The organism is Saliniramus sp. (assembly GCF_035311605.1).
Classification (GTDB): Bacteria; Pseudomonadota; Alphaproteobacteria; order Rhizobiales; family Beijerinckiaceae; genus Saliniramus.
In genome coordinates this window covers 1-2,076 of sequence record NZ_DATGCW010000130.1, presented here as the reverse complement: position 1 = coordinate 2,076, position 2,076 = coordinate 1, and the positions used below count along the sequence as shown (strand labels likewise).

3 protein-coding genes are annotated in these 2,076 nt (G+C 66.6%); all 3 read right to left on the bottom strand.

The window, feature by feature from the left end; genetic code table 11:
- Positions 1 to 204: hypothetical protein (locus VKP01_RS06430; RefSeq protein WP_324411338.1), on the bottom strand; the 204-nt coding region annotated here is incomplete at its 3' end.
- Between the two features lie 101 nt (positions 205 to 305).
- Positions 306 to 1,247 (bottom strand): alpha/beta hydrolase, encoded by a 942-nt coding sequence (locus VKP01_RS06425; RefSeq protein ID WP_324411337.1) that lies wholly within the window; start codon positions 1,245 to 1,247, stop codon positions 306 to 308.
- Positions 1,247 to 2,076: glutathione synthase (gene gshB / locus VKP01_RS06420; RefSeq protein WP_324411336.1), on the bottom strand; the 830-nt coding region annotated here is incomplete at its 5' end. The genes VKP01_RS06425 and gshB, both read right to left, overlap by 1 nt.

Sequence of the window (2,076 nt, the reverse complement as noted above, 5' to 3'; positions counted from 1 at the left end):
CTCATGCTCCCCCACCGGCTCGGCGCGCGGCGGGATCGTCAACGGATCGACGAAAGGCGCCAGCGCATCCTGCGGCAGGGCCGGGCGCTCGGTCGCAGAAGTCGGCGCGCCGTGGCCGTGGCTATGCTGCGCCTGCGCGGGCGCGATGGCGAGGGTGGCGAGGGCTGCGGTGGCGAGGAGGGCAGGGGAAAACGATCGGGGCATCATCGACTCCGTAAAAATCGCTCATGGGAAAACAGGGGCCGAATCGCCCGCGCGAACAGTCTATGATGATTGGCTGCGCTATTGAAAATAGTGGCAGCGCTTCACTCCACCCGCGCCCTGAAAAACCCGTCCACGCGCGTCAGCGCTTCTTCGGAGAGCGGGATCCCGAAGCGTTGGAACATGTGGCAGCCGCCGGGATAGATGGCGAGGTCGGTGGGGACGTTCGCGGTGGCGAGGCGGGCGGCGAGGAAGAGGCTGTCGTCGAGGAGCGGGTCGCGCGTGCCGATGCTCACCAACACCGGCGGCAGGCCGGCGAGATCGGCCAGAAGCGGGGAGAGATCCGGGTCAGAACGGTCGTGATCGCCGCACAGGTTTTGCGCGAAGATGGTAATGTCGCGCGCGTTCAGGATCAGCTTTTCCGATCCCCAGTTGCGCACGCTCGGCGTCAGGGCGAGATCGTAGCAGCCGGCGAAGAGGTTGGCGCCGGCAAAGGGCGTCAGCCCGTGGCGGTCGCGCAGGCGCAGCATGGTGACGAGGGCGAGATGCGCGCCAGCCGACTCGCCACCGATCATCAGTTTCTGCGTACCGAACAGGCCCTGCGCCTCCCGCAGGAGCCAGAGCGCCGCCGCCTCGCAATCATCGGGCGCCGCCGGATAGGGGTTTTCGGGAGCCAGCCGGTAGCGCACGGAGACGGTCGCGACACCCTGCTCTGCGAGGCGCTCGAATTCCGGATCCTGCTCGTCGGGCGAACCCCAGGTCCAGCCGCCGCCATGGATATGCAGGTAGACGACGCGGGCCTCGTCGGGTGCAAGAATGCGCAGATCGATCGGCCCGGCGGGGCCGTCGATCTCGATCCAGCGGGCGCGGTCCGAATGCGGCAGGGCGGGAAACGGCCCGCGCCCCTCGCGCCGGGCCTTGCGCACCACATCGATGGGAAACGACCACTGGTCGGGCAACGCTGCGAGCTTCTCGACGATCTCGGCATTGAGCGCGCGGGTTTCCTCGGCGATCGCCTCGTCCTTGAACAATGCCGGATTGATCATCAGCCCCCCTCCCCTTGCGCAGCGCGCTTTTTCTCGATGCTCTCCCACACATCCACCGCAAGATCCGGGCCGCCGAGTTTGGCGATGGCGCGGATGCCTGTGGGCGAGGTGACGTTGATCTCGGTGAGATTGCCGTCGATCACGTCGATGCCCACGAGAAGCAGCCCCATATCGCGCAGCTGCGGGCCGATCGTCTCGCAGATTTCGCGTTCGCGCGGGGTAAACTGCGTCGTCGTCGCCGCGCCGCCGCGCACCATGTTGGAGCGGATATCACCCGCCGCCGGCACCCGGTTGATGGCGCCGCGCGCCTCGCCATCGACGAGGATGATGCGTTTGTCGCCCTCGGTGATCTGCGGCAGGAAACGCTGGATCACCCAGGGCTCACGGAAGGTGACGGCGAACATGTCGAACAGCGAGCCGAAATTCGGATCATCCGGCATCAGCCGCACAACGGCGGCACCGCCATGGCCGTGCAGCGGTTTCATCACCACCGCGCCGTGTTCCCTGCGGAAATCCTGGATTTCCTCCTTGTCGCGGCTGATCAGGGTCGGCGGCATCAGTTCGGGGAAGAGCGTGACGAAGATCTTCTCAGGCGCGTTGCGCACATGGGCGGGATCATTCACCACCAGCGTGCGCGGGTGGATGCGCTCCAGCAGATGCGTCGCCGTGATATAGGAGAGATCAAAGGGCGGGTCCTGGCGCATCAGCACCACATCCATTGCATCGAGTGGCGTGCGCACGCGCGGGCCGAGCTCCGCATGCTCGCCCTGCACATCCTTGACGCTCAGGCTCTGCAACCCGGCCACGACCTGCCCGTCGCGCATGGAAA

What these genes read in the sequence shown, in the direction of transcription:
- VKP01_RS06425 (WP_324411337.1), bottom strand. Translation starts at nt 1,247, where the DNA reads ATGATCAATCCGGCATTGTTCAAGGACGAGGCGATCGCCGAGGAAACC.